Genomic DNA, 19,122 nt, shown 5'->3' with positions numbered 1-19,122 from the left:
TAACAGCAACTGGTCTTTCGCTGCCGCCCTATGAATCGGGGTGTCAGGGTAGGGATGCCCGGTAATGGCCTTTCAAGACCCTGCACAGAGAAATTCGGCAGAGTAACAAAGAGGACATTGCAAAAATCAGGGATATTGACCCACAGCCTTCATGCTGTGCGGGCGCACTACAGCTTCCCTATCCAGCAATGGCGCCATGGCAAAAGCGGCTTGGGGATCTTCCGCAAAACTTCTTTGGCTTGGTAGCTGTCAATGGAGGAGAGGTCGCAGGGCAGATTGGCATGGAAGTGTTTTCAAATCCAAGGCGAAAACAGCTTTCAAATAGGAGCATGGCGGTCAGCGAAGAGCATCAATCGTGTGGGATTGGCTCAAAATTGTTGGGGGCTATGCGCAACCTTGCGTGAAACTGGTTGGGGTTCGTTGTGTAGAACGGGTGCTGTATACCGACAACCAGCAAGCGATAGCGCTATACAAAAAAGGGTTTCAAAATAGCGGGAACCGCATAGCAATACGGATTTAGGGATGGTGAGTACGCGGATATGCATTTCATGGCCAAGGTGGTCTAGGGTCATTCCCCTTACCAATCGCAGGCACAATGCGCCAGCCCTTCGTACTGACGGGGCCGCTTACTTTGGTTGCAGTTTGTGCAATCCACACCCGAGGCAAGTCTCCCCGCTGCGGGGGTTAGTGCGTAAACGGTGACAACCGCTGTCATCAGGGAAAGAAGGTAAAATGGTTTCGCCAGTCGGTGGAAAAACGGGTTTTATTGTCGCCTAAAGCTTCAACTCGATTGAATTCCCTGCAAAAAGCGCATACCGTAGACCTGTTACCCTGGCGCCCAGCTGTCTCAATGGCGCAAGACCTCAGCGGCACAAGAAAAGAATAATAAAATAAACAGATAAACCATATCGCAACGATCATTACTTACCCCCGCGAGATGCCCCATAACGGCAGCGCTCGCGGGTAATCCATACACAAATAAACGAACAAAGAAGGACCGCATCATGACCGCGTAAATGATAGAAAAACGCCACCCCCCGGTGTTACGAGCACCGAGGAATGGCTAACCCCAATAGATAAATAACCTATCTAGCGAGGCTGTCTTGAATGATACGCCATACACTCGTTCGTCTTCAATAAAGGTCTCCCTGAAGGCGCATTTTCCGAGTCACTCCGGCCCCCGGCGGCGGAGTGTGCTGTGGCGTTGCGTGATGATTGGTGTGGTCTTTTACTTCAGCCGCGCACCGCCTTTCTGGTTGCGTACCCAACCTACAAATTTCCCTTTACTTTTTTCCCACAAGGATCACGCCTGCGGCGAGAGAAACCGCACAAAGCGCTGTACTTTTTCGGCACCTTTCCGTCACAGGCGACTCAAGGAGCCTATAAAAATGCCTATATTACCCTGTCGATTGTTTCAGCCAGTGGAACTGGGGGATTATTTTACCTTCACGCTGGTCGCCATCAAAGAGAACGCCGTAGACCTGCATATTGCGCCCGGCAGTGGCAACCGGGTGATGCGCGCCGTGTGTCTCCTGCAATGGTTGGATGAGACCTGGGCGCTGGACGAAGCCCGTGCGCCGGAGGAGGGGTCAATCGAAAAGCCCCCAGCCATTATCAGACCATTCAAGCCGCGACCCGATAAATAAACGGAGCCCTGAGGGTCAGAGCGAGCGCCTCGAAAGCCGGTGCAGCCATAAGCAGCACCGCCAGCGCTTACCTGCCTGTGCTGTCACGGCGGGGGAGGTAAGCGCAACCAATACGGCAGGCCAGTGCTTTTATGCTCTGCCCCGGTCCGCCATAGGCACGCAAGGCACGATCGTTGCAGGCAGCGCTGCCGTGGCTGCACAGGAAAGTGCGTTTGCGGACGAGAGGGGGCTATGGCGAAATGCCTGTCTGGATTCTGGTGCAGTTTTATAGGCAAAGTGAACAGATACGCACTGGAAATTGGATCGTCGTGACCGTTATTTTTGCACTGGAGGCCGAATCTTTCTGAAAATCAATCATTACAGGGAGTAAAATACGCTGGTGGCTTTGGGATACTGGTCATGATAATCAATATATAAATGTCAAAAGTCATGAAAAACCTCGTAATATTACTATTGTTTTTGAAGTTTCTTGGTGCCTCAGCGGACCTGGCAATAGAAAGTGCTTTGCGTTCCTTGCTGGAGACAGGTGAAACCAGCAGTTTTGTGCATGTCGGCAGCAGCACAGAATCTCAATTTTCAGAGTGTCGAAGTGTTTACTCTTTGTGTGAATCACCCCGAGTTTGTCGGAGGCAATTTGATTTGAGTCATGCCGCTTGGGCAGACTCGGTTTGTTGATAATACAGGTTTTCGTATTCAGCTGGAGGCATATCGCCAATTGGCCCAAGAATACGGCGATGGTTAAACCAGTCGACCCAGGTCAAGGTTGCATGTTCAACCTCATCCAGCCCTTTCCAGGGACCTGCCCTGTGGATGACCTCCGCCTTGAATAAACCGTTGATGGTTTCTGCCAGTGCGTTGTCGTAGGAGTCGCCGACACTGCCGACTGACGCCTGAAAACCCGCCTCACTAAGCCGCTCGGTATATCGAATTGACAGGTACTGACTACCTCGATCACTGTGATGGGTAACGCCACGGGGCTTACCTCGCGCCCAGAGTGCCTGCTCCAGAGCATCAAGCACAATGTCGGTTTGAAGGCTCTTTAATACGCGCCAGCCAACAATGTGGCGGGAGAATACGTCGACAACGAATGCGACATAAACAAAACCAGACCAAGTTGCGACATAGGTTATGTCGGCCACCCAAAGCTGGTTGGGGCGCTCTGCCGTAAACTCGCGATTCACCAGATCCAGCGGCTTATCGACCAGCTCATCCGGGATAGTCGTAACGCAACGTTTGCCTCTTCGAACACCTTCCAATTGCAGTACCTTCATCAGCCGTTCAACTGTGCAGCGGGCGACCTTTACGTCTTCACGGTTAAGCTGCTTCCAGACCTTGCGTGCACCATAGACGCGGTGGTTTTCTTCGTAGATCCGCTGGATCTCAGGCTTCAGCTCATCGTCACGTTGAGCGCGCGCACAGCGTTGCTCTGGATTGGCCTGTAGATGCTTGCAGCGGTAAAAGGTCGACGGTGCAATCGGCAGAACCTCACAGATTGACTCGACACCGTGCGCCTCACGTTCCTGGTCAATGAATGCCACCATTACTTCGGTTTGCGGTCGAGCTCCGCCTGGGCGAAAAAAGCGGCAGCCTTGCGCAAGATCTCGTTAGCGCGCTTCAGCTCACGGACTTCGCGCTCCAGCTCTTTGAGGCGGGCTGCGTCGCTGCTGGTGGTGCCGGGTTTAGTACCATTGTCGACTTCCATCTTGTTGACCCATGATCGTAGGGTCTCGGGTGTGCAGCCGATCTTGGAAGCGATAGATGTGATCGCTGCCCAGCGTGATTGGTGCTCGTGCTCGCCGGTCAACACCATGCGAACTGCGCGTTCCCGTACTTCGGGGGAGTATCCAGGTCGTTTGCTCATTGGCTAATTCTCTCAAGAAAGTTAGCCTCCGAGAAACCCGGGGTGATTCAGTGTGCTATTTGCATCTTGTCTGGTGATGCAAAATCACCTGTTGGTGACGGTAATGCCACAAACCATGCTTACGTATCTTGCCCGGGTTTCAAAGATCTCGGTGTGCGTATAAAAACTCACCAATCCGGTAAGTACCATATTGTTGGTTTTTGGTCTGCGTAAACTTTTAACAAACGGTTGTTGTCGTCTATTCAGGATTGGGACGGCCTTTCCGCTGCTGCTCAGCTCCAGGTCCGCCCCAAGCTGGGTGTTAGCACTCAATTGGGGACAAAAATGTCTTCAATTTTCAGATTAAAGTGTTCAGCTATCTTAAAAGCCAAAGGCAGGCTAGGATCATACTTCCCATTTTCAATAGAGTTAATTGTTTGCCGCGAGACATTTAAAATTTTCCCCATGTCTGCTTGTGAAATGGAGCTTTTTGACCTCAGTTCCCGTAATTTATTTTTCACTTATACACACTCGCTACAATTGGAGTAGAGATACCCCATGTAGCAATCATAAATGGGAATATCCATACATACGGTATATGCGGATACCCTGCATTTTCAAGAAATCCATAGCTAAAGGTAATGAGGCCGACGATGGCAAAACTGATCGCGAAGCTCATCATCTGTATTCGTTGTTGTAATTCATCAAGCCTTTTAAGAGCTCTAATGACAGCGATAGTAGCCAATATTGCAGGTAGTATTGGCAATAGCGATATCCAAACTTTCCAGGGAGTATGGGGATTGTTCACAAGAAAAGAAATACTGAAGAATATGGCGATAATGTATAAAACCATACTAAGCCCAAACTCAATTAGGTACTGTTTTGTGTTCAGCATAAAGGACTCCTGGATGTAAAGTAGACTTTACACCTATGGTAGCCGGGCTTTGGCTGCCTTGTCAAGCACGCTTTACATAAGGGGGTAAATAACCCTGAATTGTTGCCGAGCGTATCCTCCTATACAGGATGGTCCTGTCTTGTGCGCGGCCTCCCTGGATTCGGCGCTTACCCCTCAAGGCCCCACTGTCGAGGTTGGAAGGTGCAGCTCCGACCAGGGCAGCTATCTCTTTAGGGTTGAGGTTTCCCAGTTCCGCAAGTACTGAGACCAATGTGGTGGTCAGTAACCGGTCAAAGCCTGGAACCGTTTCCAGCTGCTCTCTCTTTGTATGCCACAATTCCTCGTTTGCAGTCTCCTGCCCATAATTTGGCGATGTCTTTCCAGTTAACCTTTGAGCCGTTGATTTACCGTTGTATGTTTGATTCAAGTGGCAATACATCAGGCCCCATGACAGCTGCGAAGGTCGCAATCATTTGGGCATCTGCCTTGTGCGTTTTAGCGAGCTGCCCTGCGGCCACCTGCATAATGGCGGGCATTGCCTGGACTCACCGCCCGGCGGGCCAGCCTGCCTTCACCAGCAGCCGATAAGGCAATCTCTTATAGCAACCAGCGGTTTCCATGACCACGCTCTTCACGTTGCGCCCGCGGATCGCCCTCATCCATTTGCCGATACCGGTTTTGGTATTCTCAATCTGCCAGTACCGGTCCCGTCCGTGGATGTAGATACCAGGAGTGCCTTTCCAGCAACCACGTCGATATTTACCCTTACTGCATTCGGGTTCGTGAGGACCGTGCCACTGTTCGGGTAATACATAAGATTAACCTCAGAAAATATTACATCTGAGCTTTAACTAAGCGAAGCCATCACGATAGAGCGGGTACTCTTATAAATTTGGTAGAGCAGGCTCCGAATAATGCTTAATGCACCTGCCAGTAACAGGTCCTGAGTCAGGGAAGGCGCATTCAAAAAATTGACCAGAAGAAATTGAAGTGCCAAAATTCCCACAATGCCACGATCATTGAAAAAGAGAAAACGTTTCTAAAAATACTCAGCTATGGACATAGCGGATAGTAGGGCAGTGTCATATTTTCGGCTCGCGGGGTCTTCGATTTTCTTCTCTCTCTGCTTATTGAATTCTTCAGTTTTTGAATTCAGAAAGATCTTTCACTACTCTTACATGTTGCATCATGCCACCATCTTCGTGATAGAGCAGATGGCAATGCAAGGGATATTTTCCGGTAAAATCCTTAAATCGTGTGCGGAATTTTACATGCCCGTGCGGCGGCACCTGAAAAGTATCACACCAAAACGGCAGCTTCAGAGTATGATGCATGGGGTCTTCGCCTACCACCTCAATCACATAATATGGATTAACATGAATGTGTATGGGATGAGGAAATTCACTCTCATTCACCAGCGTCCACTCTTCCACTGCATCCAGTTCCACATAGTGATTAACCACGCTACAACCAGCAAATGGTGCGTGATCAATGCTGACGTTCAAGCCGCGAAAATACTTTTCCGGGTCATCTAAGGTGTTGGCCTGTAAGGTCAATCTCCGCGTATTGGTGATTTCATCATCGGTGATGGGGTTGAGGAAATCAGTTTTAAAACGCTTGGGGAAGGGCGGTGGTACACAGCGTGCCGGGGGTTGGCTGGGTGCGTAAATTGCGGTACCAATTTCCTTGCCCTGATCAATTGCAATAACAAATAAGGGGCTGTTATTGTGGTATTTATAGTGCGGCATTTGCTGGAATTCAATGGCATTATTGTAAATATAAAAGTGTGCTCCGGGTGTTGCAGCTTCACTGATTTTGAGGAATAAAGAAGCGCGGTTGGCGGGACCCAGACTGACGCCATCCTGTAAACGGTAATCATCCGTCGGATTGCCATCATAACCATAAATGTACATTTGCGCGAACCACGGACAATCTATGTCGATAGATGAACGGGTTGTTGCATTGACTAAGCGCAGATTCAACAGTTCTCCAACCGTGACATGTATGATTGGGCAGTATTGGCCGTTTACGGTGATACAGTATTCACTATCGGGAAACTTCGCGACCTGATGTTGATCTTCGACTTTGCCTTCGTCATCAACGGCAATGTTTTGGAATACAAGCACATATTCCTTTACGCCCATAGCCTCGAGTTCATCATCAAACTCACCGCGCACGATTAGGGCGCCGGCCATTCCGCTCCCCACTTGTAAAGCCACAGAACCGTGTTTGTGTGGATGATACCAGTAAAGGCCAGGTGGGTGATTTGCGGGTATATCGTATTCATAGGTAAAACTTTCACCCGGTGGGATTTTCATGCAAACATTATCACCTGGGGATTCCGGTGAGACGTGAAGACCATGCGTATGCAGATTATAGGTGTTAAATTCGTGGGGAAAATTAATCATGTTGGAATCGACCGGATTCTGCTCCGGCGGTAACTTGTTATTTGTCTGAATGGTGAGGTGGGTGCCAGGACGGATTTCGATTGTTGGCCCGGTGAGTGTGAAGCCGGCTTCTCGGGTAATCGCAGAGGAGAACACACGTGTCCAGACCCGTGTATCGTGTTTTTTATAGAAACTGAAAACGTTATTTTCTTCGTACTGCACATCCAACTCTACGCTTAGGTTGGTATCATCCTTGTTCATTGAATACGCTGGTGGGTTTACCAGCGGCTCGAGAAAGGAGATGTTGGTGCGATTGCTCATAGTATCATTCCGGATATTTGTGCTGAAGGTGCACGACTGTCAAGCCTTTAGTACAGAAAGATAAATGACTTTGTGTAGAAAATACCGTCTTGAACGGGGCATCCCGATCGTTGCGAGATCCGAGTTGTCCGCAACCTGTTCAGAGAGTGCATTGAGTGTAGACCATTGTCTGTCAGCCGAATGATGCCAACACACCAAAACCTAACCACACGATTTCTTGTAGAATGGTGGAAATTATTCCAAAGTAAAATGATTGAATATTATTGAAGTTCCTGATGCCAGCATCACATGGTAACGACAAATATCCAAATGATAGGTTCCTGTCATCATGATCCGCTACGTTGAGAATGGCGTCGAGGACTTGCGGGACAGCTATTTTGAAGCTGTTAGGCGGAATTGGCTGCAAGCCCTCTACAATAGGTGGTACGGTGAGTTTTGTCCTGAAATTATCAGGTGTTAGGATCAACCGATCCTAAGAGGATACCCTGTCGGTTAGGCCATCTGTCATAGGGGATCCAACAGTATGCAACAAGCTTTTTTTCCATAAATCGATCAGGAATATGCCCAGCAGAAGGCCCCCAACGGCGAAGACTATATCACCGGGAACACGCATCCATACCAGCCCTTCCACCAGTGGGCTATGGATGACTTCAGGGGAGCGAGCGTACCAGTAGCCATGCTCCAGTACAGAAAAGAACTGGGTAAGACCAATGGGTAACAGCGACATAAATACCATCGCAGCAAGGCCCAGGTTCAGCGCCCAGAATGCACCTTTCAGGTATTTATCGCCCCAGACTAAATTGCTGCTGAGACCGCGCAGGCAGAAGAGCATCAAACCAATACCTAACATACCATAGACGCCCATCAAGGCTGCGTGGCTGTGGGTTGCGGTTGTATTCAGGCCTTGAACAAAGTAAAGAGAGATGGGCGGATTAATCAAAAATCCCAGTATGCCCGCGCCAATCAGATTCCACAGGGCCGTGGCAACGAAGAACAGAATGGCCCATTTGTAACGCACCATCCAGGGAGCGGCATTATGTAAGCGATAACTTTGCATAGCCTCGAAGCCGATAAGTGCCAGGGGAACGACTTCCAGCGCCGAGAAGATTGCTCCCCAGGCTATAACCGAGGTTGGTACACCGGAAAAATAAATATGATGCAATGTACCAATAAGACCACCACTCAAAAAGATCACAGTGGCAGACAGTACGGCGCCATTGGCGCTGCAGGCACGAATCAGGCCCAGTCGCACCAGCATAAGTGCAATCACCGAGGTGGCAAAAGTTTCAAAGAAGCTTTCAACCCACAAGTGAACAACCCACCAGCGCCAGTATTCAGCAACAGCGAGATTTGAGTGCTTGCCGATAAACAGACCTGCACCGTAAAAAAGCCCGATAGCGACACAAGAACTATAAAGGACCCATATCACCGGTCTTATTTCTGCCTGTTTAGTGAACGCAGGTTTTATGGCGGCTGTTACCAGCAGCAACCAGATTACCAAGCCTGCAAGCAATGAAACCTGCCATAGCCGGCCAAGATCAACGTATTCATAGCCCTGGTGTCCGAGCAGATAATTGATATCCAGGTCAAAGTGCTGCTGTATGCCCAGCCATTCACCACCCATGGAACCCAAAATGACCACTACCAGGGCTACCCAGAGCAGATTTACGCCTACGCGCTGGTATTTGGGTTCATATCCAGAAAGCGCCGGAGCGATATACAGACCCGTGCCCAGCCAGGTTGTGGCAATCCAAAATACGGCCAGTTGGGTGTGCCAGGTACGTACGACCGAATAGGGGAGAAGCTCAGAAAGGGGGATACCATAGAAATTCTGCCCTTCCACAGCATAGTGGGCAGTAATACCACCGAGAAAGATCTGAAGTAGGAAGAGTGCAATTGCAGTGACAAAGTACTTGGCAACGGCTTTCTGTGATTGGGTTGGTTTGGTAAAAAACAAGGGGTCCTGTTCGTCGGGCTTGGGCAGGGGGTCATGCCGGCCACTGGCATGATGCCATACTAACGCGCCTATACCGGCTATCAGAGTGATAATACTTAAAATCGACCAAACGATATTGCTTGCGGTGGGTGTGTTACCAAGTTGTGGATCAAACGGCCAGTTGTTGGTATAGGTATGTTCCAGACCGGGTCGTTCGCTAATGGCTGCCCACGCGCCCCAGAAAAGAAATGCAATGAGCTTTTCACGGCGTTCCTGTGAAGGCAGCGTGTCTTCCTTCATGGCGTACTGCTCGCGCAATTCAGCCAGCCTTGGATCATTGCCAAAAAGGGCAATATAGTGCAGGCTCACTCTCTCAATAGCCTGAATACGTGTCGCTGAGAGAGGTACTATCGCTTTGCCCCCTGCGGATACAACCGCAGTATTGTGACGCATATCATCGCGTAGGCTCACTTCCAGTCCCGCTTGAATCTCTGGGGTAAGATTGGCAAAATCCTTACCGTATCGCTGCTGTGCGGTAATATCCAGCCATGCCTGGGCTTCTCGATGCAGCCAGTCCGCAGTCCAGTCCGGGGCAACATAGGAGCCGTGCCCCCAAATTGAGCCCAATTGATGGCCGCCCATAGAGCGCCAAACCAGTTGACCTTGTTCTATATCGCCTTGATTAAATACTGTCTGTCCATCGGCACCGACATAGGCTGCAGGTATCGGGGGTTTTTCTCTGTAGATATCACTGCCCAAACTCAATAACACAGTGAATGAAGCAATTAACACAACAAATAGTGCAGTTACGACCAGCTTGTGCTTTTTCATGAAATTCACCCTTCCAGGGATTTGCAAGAATCGTAATTGTGTGTATTTAAAATAAGCAATGTGACCTTATCTGCAGAAGATGATTAAGACAGACCGGACAGCCATTGAGAATTTAGCAAAATCACGCAAAACGAGGGGCTTATTTTAAGACACGCGCGTATAAACCGGTTTTTCAGAGAACCTCACTTTCTCCATGTCCATTCTTGGCACTTTGCAGGCAGTTGCTCGAGGAAAGTGTATTCGTCCTCTTTGTATCTGATAAAATCAATTTTGAAATTGTCGAAACAACCGCTTCTGGTCCTGTATTTAACCCTTTCATCTGGTAACTGATTTTCCCCTGCCTATCCAGTACTGTAATCATATTGGAATGTGCTATGTCTTTTTTGTTATTATTCATTGGTCTATAGCGCACACCCAATAGGGCGGAGAATTCAAGTACTTCATCTGGATTACCATTCAACATCAACCAGCGGCACTCATCCAGATCATGCTCCTGCATATAGCGTTTTAATACTTCCGGACTATCCCGCCCTGGGTCGAGGGAAATAAGGGTAAACTGAACATCCGGGATATCGGAAGAAGCTATTTTTTTCTCAATACTTCTCAAGTTGGAAAGAATAACCGGGCAACTATGCTGGCAGTAAGTATAAACAAAGGCAATTACCTGCACTTTGCCCTGTAAGTCAGAAATAGATATTTCGTTACCGTTCTGGTCCCGCCATTGTGATTCAGCGTGGTAAACAGAGTCATCGGGAAGTTCAGCAAAGGACCAGGCTGAGGAGCATGGCAGAATCCATGCCATAAACCCTGTGATGACCGTTGTTATCCATTGGGCATTACGATTCAGTATTTTGTGTTTGCGGGTTTGTGTTCTCCTGCGCGAGGATTGCTGACAAAAAAATCCCGATATAGAGTTTATGAGATCTGTGAGTGATATATATGATGTAGTTTCTACAAGCGACATGGATTGTATTATCCCGGTGTTTTCGTTTTCAGTACCATCAATACCAGGATCATTGCTGCATGGGGTCAACCTGCTCATTACTTGCTCCGTAACTGTTGTGGGCTTTTAACCTCAAAGAAAACGTTCCGACTGAATTGCCTTATTGCCCCCTATAAATTTAACCAAAACCATGAAACCCATCTCGTTCAATGCTGGTTTGCATCTCTCGCACAACGAAAACCCAGGGAGCGCATTGTATAGTTTGCGCGATAACTGCTGCGCAGTGCATAACGCATAAATGCGGCGTAATCGCTCGGGTCAACGGAGGAAACAGCACCGGCACCACAAAACAGGGATAGTTCCAGTTGTGTATCTCCACGGGATTCCCCGGTGACCAGTGCGGTATTGAAATCGTTCACCAGTTCCCAGATTACGCCATGCATACCATGCACACCCCAATAGTTGGCTGGAGTATCTTTTACGTTTGGCAGCAGATTGTCGGCGGGTCTGGAGTACCATTCCAGAATTTTTTGGCGGTATGCCGGGTCATTACGACCATCCCTGTTAGTGTCGCTGGCTTGTGCGGCATACTCCCATTCAGCAAGTGATGGCAGGCGCTTGCCAACAGACTTGCAATAGGCCCGCGCAGAAAACCAGGATACGTTAGTCACCGGGGTCTCAGCCAGTGTATCCATTTTCAGTGGAGTCATATGTTGTAGATAATTTCCATCGCTAAATACAGACTTGATATTATCTTTACTCCACTTTGGATTGTGCTGTGTAAAGGCATGGTAGCGCCGATTGGTAACAGCATAGCGGTCAAGCAAGAATGGCCTTACAATCGGCGAATCGGTGCTGTCCTTGAAAAGTGGTGTATAACGCCCGCCGGGAATATAGGCCATTTCACTTTGAGTCGATTTGCTGGATTGGCTTGCTCCCTGATCAGCCTCACCGAGGGTTGGCAGACATATCAGCAAGGCAAACCCCAACAGACCAGTTGTTAGCAAACGCCTGTTTTTCATTTTTTCAATTCCAGCAGATCCTTAATGTAGACGCTGCTTGGCAACTTGTTCAGGTGTGATTTCACCTCCATTGTTGCCCCAGGTATTTAACACATAGGTCAGCACATTGGCGATACTTTCGTCAGACAGTTGCACTGCTGGCATAACACCATCATATGCCTGTCCATTGACTGTGATTTTGCCCGAGAGCCCATTGAGCAGTACATCGATTGAGCGGTCGGGTTTTGCGAGTAAATAGTCAGATCCTGCCAGTGGAGGAAAGGCTCCGGGAATACCCTGACCGCCGGATTGGTGACAGGCCATGCAGTTTTGATCGTAGGTGCGCTTTCCAAATAATATGCGCTCTTCCTTGTTCCGGGCCCTGGCTGATGTACTGCCACTTTCTGCAATGCTTTGAATACCCCCACCTTCAGGATGATAGACCGTATCTTCCTGCTTGCCAGAGTATATAGCGAGGTCCTCTGTACCTTTAATTTTCAACATGCCCAGTGCACCCTTATTGAATGCACGAAAAATAGAATGATCGACTAGTATAAATGTGCCCGGCACATCCACGAGAAACTCCACGATTGCTGAGCCTCCGGCAGGAACAAGGGTTGATTGCACATGGTGATTAACCATATCACCACCTTCTACATATACCTTGTCAAAGATTTCGCCGATGACATGAAATGAAGAAACCAGGTTGGGCCCACCATTGCCCACATAAAGACGAACAGTCTCACCCACATTGGCATGTATGGACTGATCACCTGTTGTCGATCCCACAGAGCCATTGAACACAACGTAGTCAGGGTTTTCAGACAGCGCTTTCTCCATATCAAAAGGTTGCAGACCTTCTTCTCCATACTTTCCTTTGGTATAGAATTCGCTTTGCATGATGTAAAATTCTTTATCTACCGGCGGCATACCTTCTTTGGGCTCTACAAGAATCAGCCCATACATACCGTTGGCAATGTGCATACCAACGGGCGCCGTGGCGCAGTGATATACGTATAAACCCGGGTTCAGCGCCTTGAAAGAAAAGCGTGAAGAATGCCCTGGCGCGGTAAAGGATGAGGTGGCACCGCCACCGGGTCCTGTAACAGAATGCAAGTCTATGTTATGTGGCATTTTGCTCGACGGATGATTATTCAGGTTAAATTCAACCTGATCACCCTCTCTAATGCGAATAAAGTTACCGGGTACCTGGCCACCAAATGTCCAGAAAGTGTAATCAACCCCGTCGCTCAGGCGACCAATCTTTTCTATGGTTTCAAGAGTGACAATCACCTTTGCCGGGTAGTCCCGGGCAATGGGGGGAGGCACGAGAGGTGCCGCCGTGAGCACTGCATGCTCAGTCGGAAGCTGGGAATCCATCTCTGCAAATGCGGGCATACCTATCGACCAGATCATTCCCACCAGAACAAACATCATAATGCCTACACTGTCTATTTTGTATTTTCTGTTTGTCATCATTGCTATATCCCCCAATGGTTCGTTGCAATTTTTGAGCCTAATAACAGATACAGTAGTCACTAGGGACAGTTATCCCGGTGTATATACTGCCTGTTAAATTCAAATACAGTTATGTATAAAGAAGTTCCTCCCTCGAATTCTCAAAGTAAGGGTGGATAGGAAGCGATCGACAATAGTCAGAAAGCCAGACCCTTAAATCAGTGAATGGGTGGCATCTACCTCTCATTAAGCCTTTGAGTGAATCATGGGTGTTTGTCTGGACGGTGTTGGCCCAAGTAAGCACTATCCCCGGTGTTCAGGAGAACGGCTGTTCTTAAGGCCAGTAGAGTCTTCGAACTTATTCGCAGTGCTTTACACCGTTTGCAGGTACAGTAGGACCGTGCTGCATAATTACAGCGGCTATTGATATCCATCAATGTGAATTTTAAGCGTTTCATACAACCAACCTCAGCTATGTATGGTACTTAAATAACCACAATAAATACGTGGGCTTTAAGCATACAAGCATGGTGATACACAGGCCTCTGTATTCTTAGAGCCGATTACAGTGCTAGAAAGTCTGTGCCAGCTGGATGAGGTGTTACCAAGCTCCCATTGTGTGGGATGCAATATCTTCCATATGTGCTTTTCACCTCAGATACTATTCTAAAATATGGTTGAAACAGGATCTTGATTTATATCAATTAAGGTGGCGACTATTGACATAACCGAAGCTGTGAAAAAGAAATAGATTCTGCTATCTCACGGGAAATATAACTGCTTAGGCCTGACTCTGTCAGAGCCGATCGGGTAATGTCCAGAAAAAGAGCAATCAACCAGAAATTTCATGGAGTGCAGAAAAGTAGTTCCTGTGGCCAGTGATCCACCAGTATTGTTGGTTCGGGTAGAAGTTTTGCAAGTGGCCGGATGGGCTATGTAATAATTCAAATTATCGGTACCTTTACAGCAAACTTTATAAGTTGTTTTGGATTTTACAGGTTTTAAAAGGATGAAAGAATTTCAGCTTATAGCCAATGCCAAATTGAGAAGGTGCGGTAAAAAATTGATTTTCGTATAGAACAGGCTGCATTTTTTATAAACATATACACCTTGCTTTAAATTTCCGAATGGTTGCAGAGTGTTTGTCGATAGCCTTTCCTAAAATTTTCAGGATTAATTACGTGAATCACCCGAGATGATTCACGTATGGTCAAAGGGTGATATTCAATAGCTTTTGTTGAGACTTTAATGTGGCGAACAATTTATAAGTGATTGATCATTATATTCAAATTGAAGCCGCTATCTGTAACCGGTGAAAGGCTCACTTATGGTGAGAAGTGGTTATTTTCAGTGACTGAAGATACTCGCCATTGATCAGTATTATTTTCAGTAATGCGAGCAAGTCCAAGAGTAGAAATTAAATAGCCTTCTTCTTTGGTAGATACCTTGTATTTCATTTCGATAGTATTGTTATCAATTTCAGTGCGATTTATAAATTCACTGTGAATACGCGGGTGATCGCTGGAGTCTTCGCCATAAGCTTTATCCAGGTTGATTTCTTTATCAAGCATATCCCTGGCTTGTCCGGTGGTGAGTGCTTTTGCCTTTTGTAAATTGTCATCAATATAGTAGGCCTGTATGAATGCTTCTGACACTTGTCTTGGTGTCTGGTCGTGGGAGGTTTCCGAACACGCAACAAGCAGGCTGAATAGTAGGAGGGCTGAGAAACAATGGGAGGATTTCATATAACGTATACCTTTAAATACATGGATGAACCCACTGGCTGTGGGTAGGCGGTATTGGGTGAGCCAATGCTATTCCAGAAAATTGTAAACCAGGATTATTTTGTTTCTGGTACTCGGTGACGGATTTTGCTGTTTATCGCTCATTCGATGTGTCCTTTTAGGGTGATCTATGGCTGATTGAAACACACTGGTTGAATTTTTTCTAACGCGTTGAGTGGAGACTTTTCTGGCAGTCACCATCCGTTTCTCTGGCAAAAACTGGCCAACTTGCCTTCGCAATGCTGGAACTGGGAGATGAGCAATGTTGCAGATCAGGTGAAGTAATTGCTCTAACGATCCTCCTTAACCATTTCCCTTTCAGCTTTAGCTGAAGGCTGCTGTGCAGTCAACGATCAGGTATGGCAGTGGCCAGCGTGGTATCACTCGTAGACCCTCTGGTCACTGCGGTTGGTTGCGTGGCAATTGTTTTCTTACCTCCCCCAGGATAGTTGTAATGCGGCTGATGTGATGTTGTTGGTGACGGCGGAACGCAGGGCGCCGTTCGCCGGCCTGAGCTTGTCGTGCGGCATACCGATAAACACTACAATTTGCGTGCCACAGTCCGTAAGGCAATCCCGGGAATTAAATTGCTTGGATTTGCCAGGGATTGAAACACCTCGACGGTTTGTCCGGTGGATATAAACCATTTTCTCTTGGTTGATATCCACAAAATGGTTTATATCAACCTATTTCTGGCGTAGAATACATCTTTCTGATTTCCCTAAGTCCTTGTGACCTGGGGTTTTTAGATCCTTGGCAAGGCGTTTGCAATGAGCCTCTTTTATTCAGCCGAAACCGGTTTGTCTTCAAGAGGTGGAATGGCAAGCATGGACATTGCCCGGAAAAGAAATCGTTACCTAGACGTTGAATTGGTAGGTTTGCCTGAAGCCTGCCTGGCGCGCTTTGACAGTGGATATTATTCACCCCCCAGCGCCTTGGAAATTCGTCGACTGCTGGCAGTGTATCAACTGACAGGGGCCTGTGTAGCGGAGATTCTGGGCGTGTCCGATTCGAGAACAGTGCGGCGCTGGACCAGTGGTGAATCAAGAATCAGTTACTCAGCCTGGCGATTGTTGCTTTGGGAGTTAGGTTTGGTAGTAGCTGATTGATGTGACAGCATTTCTCTCTTTCAGGAGGTTGCTGTCTTCCGTTACGCATATTGTAACCAAAGCACTTGGGATTGGTATGCTTAAACAGTTGGTATTTAGACCTCTATGGCTGTTATGTTTAACAATGGGTGCAATCGTTATGATTGCATTGATTGCTGTTGTTTTGCGAGCCAGCTTGAATTTAACACGATACGAGTCCATCAAAAATAATCTTGCGCACCTGACCGCGTTACAAGAAACAGGTATCAATGTACAAGAACACATTATTCAGGCATTAGACAGCAAATCCAGAATTTCTTCTGATGCGAAAGCCAAAATTCGCAAAGACATTGACTATTTACTCTCTCTCGGTTGGCATCTCAATGAGGAAACCCCTGCGCACTTGCGACGCATTCAGGTAGCTTTTGACGATTTAGAGGCCCAGCCAAGAGAAGCCTTGCTGCTAATGCTGGGTGAAATGGAGTCGATCACAAAGCGTGAATTCAGAGCACATACCGCTCTGGTAGAGGTTCTTCATAATGAAACGGTCAGCGAAGTGAATATGTCTTTATTCATCATGGTGATGCTGGCGTTGACCATCGTGTTGGTTATCTTTTCTGTGCGTCGAAAAGTGGCGGTACCCCTATCGAATTTATCACAACTCATGTCAGTTTTAGCGGAAAGGGATTATCAACTGGCTGAAACAGAGCAGATAGACCCCATTATTCTGCCTATTTTTGAGCGTTACAACCAAATGGTTGGTAGATTGCAACAGTTGGAACTTGCGCAACGGGAGAAGCAGGAAAGTCTGGAGAGCCGTGTGCAGATTGCAACAAAAGCCATAGTGGAACAGCAGCTTACACTGGCAAATTCAGAGCGGTTGGCGTATGTCGGCGAAATAAGCGCTCAAATAGCCCATGAACTAAGAAATCCTTTGTCCAGCATCAAGGCTGTGGTCAGAAATGTAAGCATCGAGGTTGATGACGATGATGTCAAGCGTCGACTGGCGCTGGTAGACGGCGAACTAAATCGGATTTCTGAACTTTTAAAAAATCTGCTCAATCTTGCTCAACATAAGCCAGAGAAACCAACTCGCATCAACGTATCTCAATCGATCAGGGATCTGGTTGACTTGGCTGTGTATTCCATCCCCAATCAAGTCAGACTCGAGTTCACAGGTGAAGACGCTGTGTATTTCAACTTGCCGGAAGACAGATTCCGACAAGTGGTGTTGAATCTTATCTTAAACAGTGCGCAAGCCATTGGGGATAAAGACGGCCATATTACCGTGCATATTAACGTGCGAGAAAATATTTTACTGGAGATAGAGGTTTGTGATGACGGACCAGGCTTCAGTACAGGCGATAGAAATACACGAGTACTGGCTTTTTCTTCAGAAAAAAGGCATGGAACCGGGCTTGGATTGGCGATTGTTCTGCGGTTTGCGCATGAGTTTGGCGGTACACTAAAAATTAGTGAAAATTATCCGAAGGGTTCGAAAGTTACGGTCACAATACGACATGACATCTCAGTCAGCTGAAAGCATTTTGATAATTGAGGATGAGGAACTCTTCGCTAGCGAACTAAAGCGTTATTTGCAGCGGGGTGGTTGGGAAGTTAAGTGGGTGCGTAGCCTGAAGGAGGCTCGTCGGGAAATACTTCTCAATTCAAGTGATCCCTCTATCGTTCTTGCGGATATGAAATTACCCGATGGAAACAGTCTTGATTTATTCGAGGAAATCACCAATGTTGTGCATACCTGTGAATGGATTATTCTGACGGGGTATGGGAGTGTACCGGATTCCGTCAGAGCGATGCGCCTGGGTGCTTTCGATTTTCTGACAAAACCCTGCGACTTTGATCAAATGGATCTGGTCATTACGTCGGCATTGAGAAGTACCCGTGCGCAAAGGCGTGTATGGGAAGAATCTGACGCCAATCGAAAAAAATTCTCTGTTGAACGGTTTACCGGTTCCAGCACAAAGGCGAATTCCCTGCGCTATCTTTTAAGACGATTTTCTTCGGTACCCCTTAGTTCGGTAATTATCACCGGTGAGTCCGGTACAGGCAAAGGGCTCGTTGCCCGTATTCTGCATCATGCCAGCCAGCGTGCAGAGTTTCGTATTGTGGAAGTAAACTGTGCTGCAATACCGGAATCTCTTCTTGAGACCGAACTTTTCGGTCATGAGGCGGGTGCTTTTACCGGTGCAAAAGGTCGGCGTCGCGGCTTATTTGAGCAGGCAGATGGAGGAACGCTGTTTTTAGATGAAATTAGCGAAATTCCTTCGGGTTTGCAGGCCAAATTATTAAGAGCTATTGAGGATAAATCGTTCCGGAGAGTTGGTGGTGAGAAAGAAATTCAAGTTGATTTTCAGCTGCTGGCAGCAACCAATAAAAACCTGGAAGATCAGGTGGAAAAAGGGGAATTTAGAAAGGACTTATTCCATCGACTAAATGTGATCAATATTGAAGTGCCCCCTCTTCGTGAGCGATTGGAAGATATCTATGAGCTTGTCCCGCAGTTTATCCAGGAGTTCAATCATACTTCCGGTAAATGCGTGAATAAAATTCCAGATAAAATCTGGGAGGTGATGATGGCGTATGCCTGGCCCGGTAATGTACGGGAATTGCGCAATGTGATTGAGCGCTGCGTATTACTGTCTGATAGTGAGATTTTTCCATACCGCTGGCTATCGCTAGGACAATCCACACCAGGCACCAGCAGTGAAGTAACCTCCAAGGAAACTCCCATTGTGGTGATGAACCTTGATGGAAGTGAATCACTGGAGAGTATGGAAAAGCGGGTTTGCGAAGCTGCGATGCGTCTGGCTGGTGACAACATCTCTGCTGCCGCACGAATATTGTCTCTCAGCCGGGAAACGATGCGATACAGATTAAAAAAACACAATATAAATCAAGGCTAGATAATAGGAATAGTAGACGCTTGTTGGTATGGGCAGTGCTGTCAAGCTGCGAAAATAAAATTACATTT

Annotated in this window: 14 protein-coding genes, 1 pseudogene and 1 other annotated feature; of the genes and pseudogenes, 5 read left to right on the top strand and 10 right to left on the bottom strand. The window is 47.5% G+C overall.

Annotated elements, in window-relative coordinates; genetic code table 11:
- Positions 1–188: 188 nt before the first annotated feature.
- Together M8T91_RS18985 and M8T91_RS15460 are read left to right on the top strand one after the other, a co-directional pair.
- Complete coding sequence (locus M8T91_RS18985) at positions 189–404, top strand: GNAT family N-acetyltransferase (protein ID WP_367317726.1); 216 nt, start codon at positions 189–191, stop codon at positions 402–404.
- A gap of 984 nt (positions 405–1,388) precedes the next feature.
- Entirely contained in the window at positions 1,389–1,646 is a 258-nt protein-coding gene (locus tag M8T91_RS15460; RefSeq protein WP_301415065.1) for a hypothetical protein, read from the top strand.
- Positions 1,647–2,290: 644 nt separating this feature from the next.
- Here M8T91_RS15460 and M8T91_RS15455 read toward each other — a convergent pair.
- From M8T91_RS15455 to M8T91_RS15410, 10 genes and pseudogenes are all read right to left on the bottom strand, one after another.
- A protein-coding gene (locus M8T91_RS15455; RefSeq protein ID WP_301413860.1) for an IS3 family transposase occupies positions 2,291–3,507 on the bottom strand; the annotation gives its coding sequence in 2 pieces (ribosomal slippage) (positions 2,291–3,219 and positions 3,219–3,507; 1,218 coding nt in all).
- Positions 3,113–3,229: a sequence feature (AL1L pseudoknot), on the bottom strand. It overlaps the preceding gene by 117 nt.
- 308 nt (positions 3,508–3,815) lie before the next feature.
- Positions 3,816–4,007, bottom strand: coding sequence for a helix-turn-helix transcriptional regulator (locus M8T91_RS15450; RefSeq protein ID WP_301415064.1), 192 nt, complete (start codon positions 4,005–4,007; stop codon positions 3,816–3,818).
- Positions 4,004–4,381: a hypothetical protein gene (locus tag M8T91_RS15445; RefSeq protein ID WP_301415063.1), complete on the bottom strand. Its 378-nt coding sequence runs from the start codon at positions 4,379–4,381 to the stop codon at positions 4,004–4,006. Before M8T91_RS15445 ends, M8T91_RS15450 begins: the two co-directional genes overlap by 4 nt.
- Positions 4,382–4,478: 97 nt before the next feature.
- A pseudogene (locus tag M8T91_RS15440) lies at positions 4,479–4,727 on the bottom strand (transposase); the annotation flags it as partial.
- 793 nt (positions 4,728–5,520) lie between these two features.
- The gene (locus M8T91_RS15435) at positions 5,521–7,089 is read right to left on the bottom strand and encodes a multicopper oxidase family protein (protein ID WP_301415061.1); all 1,569 of its coding nucleotides are present in this window, start codon (positions 7,087–7,089) and stop codon (positions 5,521–5,523) included.
- Between the two features lie 472 nt (positions 7,090–7,561).
- Positions 7,562–9,856, bottom strand: a complete 2,295-nt coding sequence (locus tag M8T91_RS15430; protein WP_301415060.1) for a nitric-oxide reductase large subunit — start codon at positions 9,854–9,856, stop codon at positions 7,562–7,564.
- Between the two features lie 172 nt (positions 9,857–10,028).
- On the bottom strand, positions 10,029–10,898 hold the full coding sequence (locus tag M8T91_RS15425; RefSeq protein ID WP_301415059.1) for an SCO family protein: 870 nt from the start codon (positions 10,896–10,898) through the stop codon (positions 10,029–10,031).
- 107 nt (positions 10,899–11,005) lie between these two features.
- A complete protein-coding gene (locus M8T91_RS15420; RefSeq protein WP_301415058.1) occupies positions 11,006–11,821 on the bottom strand; it encodes a formylglycine-generating enzyme family protein in 816 nt (271 codons plus the stop codon).
- A gap of 21 nt (positions 11,822–11,842) precedes the next feature.
- Complete coding sequence (nirK, locus tag M8T91_RS15415) at positions 11,843–13,279, bottom strand: copper-containing nitrite reductase (RefSeq protein ID WP_301415057.1); 1,437 nt, start codon at positions 13,277–13,279, stop codon at positions 11,843–11,845.
- A 1,304-nt stretch (positions 13,280–14,583) separates the two neighbouring features.
- Positions 14,584–15,003, bottom strand: a complete 420-nt coding sequence (locus M8T91_RS15410) for a hypothetical protein (RefSeq protein ID WP_301415056.1) — start codon at positions 15,001–15,003, stop codon at positions 14,584–14,586.
- Between the two features lie 809 nt (positions 15,004–15,812).
- Between M8T91_RS15410 and M8T91_RS15405 the strand changes: the two genes are divergently transcribed.
- From M8T91_RS15405 to M8T91_RS15395, 3 genes are read left to right on the top strand one after another with little or no spacing between them, the layout of a single operon-like run.
- Positions 15,813–16,151, top strand: a complete 339-nt coding sequence (locus M8T91_RS15405) for a hypothetical protein (RefSeq protein WP_301415055.1) — start codon at positions 15,813–15,815, stop codon at positions 16,149–16,151.
- Between the two features lies 1 nt (position 16,152).
- Positions 16,153–17,670, top strand: a complete 1,518-nt coding sequence (locus tag M8T91_RS15400) for a sensor histidine kinase (RefSeq protein ID WP_301415054.1) — start codon at positions 16,153–16,155, stop codon at positions 17,668–17,670.
- Positions 17,651–19,054 carry a sigma-54-dependent transcriptional regulator gene (locus tag M8T91_RS15395; protein ID WP_301415053.1) on the top strand — a complete coding sequence of 468 codons (1,404 nt, stop codon included), beginning with the start codon at positions 17,651–17,653 and terminating at the stop codon, positions 19,052–19,054. The genes M8T91_RS15400 and M8T91_RS15395 overlap by 20 nt, the downstream gene beginning before the upstream one ends.
- Positions 19,055–19,122 lie beyond the last annotated feature (68 nt).

Origin of the sequence: Microbulbifer sp. MI-G (genome assembly GCF_030440425.1) — a bacterium.
GTDB classification, from domain to species: Bacteria; Pseudomonadota; Gammaproteobacteria; order Pseudomonadales; family Cellvibrionaceae; genus Microbulbifer; species Microbulbifer spongiae.
Note: the sequence above shows the minus strand (reverse complement) of the source record. Positions and strands in the feature narration are given on the sequence as shown.

Excerpts from the sequence above, each read along its gene's own strand:
- M8T91_RS18985 (WP_367317726.1), top strand. The coding sequence starts at position 189 with ATGGCGCCATGGCAAAAGCGGCTTGGGGATCTTCCGCAAAACTTCTTT.
- M8T91_RS15460 (WP_301415065.1), top strand. The coding sequence starts at position 1,389 with ATGCCTATATTACCCTGTCGATTGTTTCAGCCAGTGGAACTGGGGGAT.
- M8T91_RS15445 (WP_301415063.1), bottom strand. The coding sequence starts at position 4,381 with ATGCTGAACACAAAACAGTACCTAATTGAGTTTGGGCTTAGTATGGTT.
- M8T91_RS15435 (WP_301415061.1), bottom strand. The coding sequence starts at position 7,089 with ATGAGCAATCGCACCAACATCTCCTTTCTCGAGCCGCTGGTAAACCCA.
- M8T91_RS15430 (WP_301415060.1), bottom strand. The coding sequence starts at position 9,856 with ATGAAAAAGCACAAGCTGGTCGTAACTGCACTATTTGTTGTGTTAATT.
- M8T91_RS15425 (WP_301415059.1), bottom strand. The coding sequence starts at position 10,898 with ATGAGCAGGTTGACCCCATGCAGCAATGATCCTGGTATTGATGGTACT.
- M8T91_RS15420 (WP_301415058.1), bottom strand. The coding sequence starts at position 11,821 with ATGAAAAACAGGCGTTTGCTAACAACTGGTCTGTTGGGGTTTGCCTTG.
- nirK (WP_301415057.1), bottom strand. The coding sequence starts at position 13,279 with ATGATGACAAACAGAAAATACAAAATAGACAGTGTAGGCATTATGATG.
- M8T91_RS15410 (WP_301415056.1), bottom strand. The coding sequence starts at position 15,003 with ATGAAATCCTCCCATTGTTTCTCAGCCCTCCTACTATTCAGCCTGCTT.
- M8T91_RS15405 (WP_301415055.1), top strand. The coding sequence starts at position 15,813 with ATGAGCCTCTTTTATTCAGCCGAAACCGGTTTGTCTTCAAGAGGTGGA.
- M8T91_RS15395 (WP_301415053.1), top strand. The coding sequence starts at position 17,651 with ATGACATCTCAGTCAGCTGAAAGCATTTTGATAATTGAGGATGAGGAA.